Genomic DNA, 1,535 nt, shown 5'->3' with positions numbered 1-1,535 from the left:
GCGCGCCACACCAGGCCGTCCTGGTAAGGCTCCAGGCGGCTTTCCCAGAACAGGCTCCAGCCGCGGCCCAGCACGCTGTCGCCGGGGTTGCCGCTGCGCCAGTAGCGCTGCCAGCGCACCGGAAGGCGGGAAGGCAGGACGAAGTCCAGCTCATCATCCCCGCTGAGAAATTTTTGTCCGCTGACGATATCCACCGGGCGGGCGATGATCCCCGCGGCCGCCACGCCTGTCATCAGCGTGCCGGCGCGACAGGCGATACGGGCCAGCTTATTGATGCCGGGGATTTTGCCCAGCAGCTTAGAGAGCGCCCCGGCTTTACCAGCGGCACCGCCCCACCCGCCGATAAGCCCGGCAAACAGCAGGGTAAGATCGGAGACTTTGTAGAGCCACTCGGGGACTTCAGACTGAATGGGGAGGGTTTGCTGCGGGTCGCCGCCGATAATGACGTTGTCCGAACCGGTCATCACCTTCGCGTCGCAGGTGGTGCGATCCCCGATGCGTGCCGCAGGCAGGCCGTTGATAGAGACCCGTGAAGAGCCTTCGGCCATCTGCTGCGAGCCATCGTCAGAGCACTTCACCGCGCTGTCCGTGGCCATGGCGGCGGGTTTACCGTTGATAAACACGTTGGGCGAGCCGGAGGTGATGACGCCTTTCTTCGTCATGCTGGATGCCCCGGCGTCCGCGATGCTGTCCCGGGCGGCGGTCGCCAGCTCCCCGGTGTAATACCCCACGGCCAGGCTGGCGCCGACGAGCAGGACGCCCACGCCAAGACAGGATGCACCAAGTCCGGCAATAAACATGGCCCCCGCCAGAATGCCCCCGGCGGCGGCAATCAGGCCGCCGACAATCGTTCCGGCAATCATCCCGGCCAGCGCACCGGAGTGGCCGATATCATCACCAACGCGTGCTGCTTCAAACATAACAACTGTCCCTGGTGTTAATGGTGGAAGCGGAAGCTCCTGAGAAGATCGCCAAACAGCGTGCTGTCAGCATCGCCCAGCGCGCGGGTGCAGGTCATGGTGAACACCAGAATGTTATTGCTGTCGACGTTAAATACGGCCTGCTGCTGCCATATGCGTTTCCCGTCGCGCAGGTAGGTAGCATGAACGGTTTCCCCCTGTAAAAGATCGTCACCCAGCGTAGCGGCGCTGCGCTCACCCTGCTTCCAGCCCTTGATGTGTTTTTCCATCAGGGCGAGCTGGCGATCGATATACGCGGCAAGCGCTTCACCGGCGTTGAGAGCATCGCGGGAGATGTTGAACGCCGGTGCATCCGCAGCGGGCGACGCAAATACGTTGACGGTACGATCCTGATATCCCTCAGGAAAAGAGATCAGTCCTTCACTGAAAAGGCACTGCGAATGTTGTTCTGACATTGAGCGGGTCCCACCACATATTTTCAGAAGCGGTAAGTTTCGCATATGTGTTTAAGGCTGACTATCCCCAGATTATCGCCCCACCGCCACGCTCGCCGACAGCCCCGCCACCAGTTCAACCCCCTCCGGCAACCTGTCGATATGAATGCGCACCGGTACG

2 protein-coding genes are annotated in these 1,535 nt (G+C 61.7%); both read right to left on the bottom strand.

Annotated features, from left to right (window positions below; translation table 11 throughout):
- The coding region (locus tag DOU50_RS00290) for a PAAR domain-containing protein (protein WP_194266099.1) at positions 1–920 on the bottom strand (920 nt) is incomplete at its 3' end.
- 17 nt (positions 921–937) lie between these two features.
- The gene (locus DOU50_RS00285) at positions 938–1,375 is read right to left on the bottom strand and encodes a DcrB-related protein (protein ID WP_148768464.1); all 438 of its coding nucleotides are present in this window, start codon (positions 1,373–1,375) and stop codon (positions 938–940) included.
- Positions 1,376–1,535 lie beyond the last annotated feature (160 nt).

The sequence above is a fragment of the Enterobacter sp. C6 genome (assembly GCF_008122455.1).
Classification (GTDB): Bacteria; Pseudomonadota; Gammaproteobacteria; order Enterobacterales; family Enterobacteriaceae; genus Enterobacter; species Enterobacter pseudoroggenkampii.
Note: the sequence above shows the minus strand (reverse complement) of the source record. Positions and strands in the feature narration are given on the sequence as shown.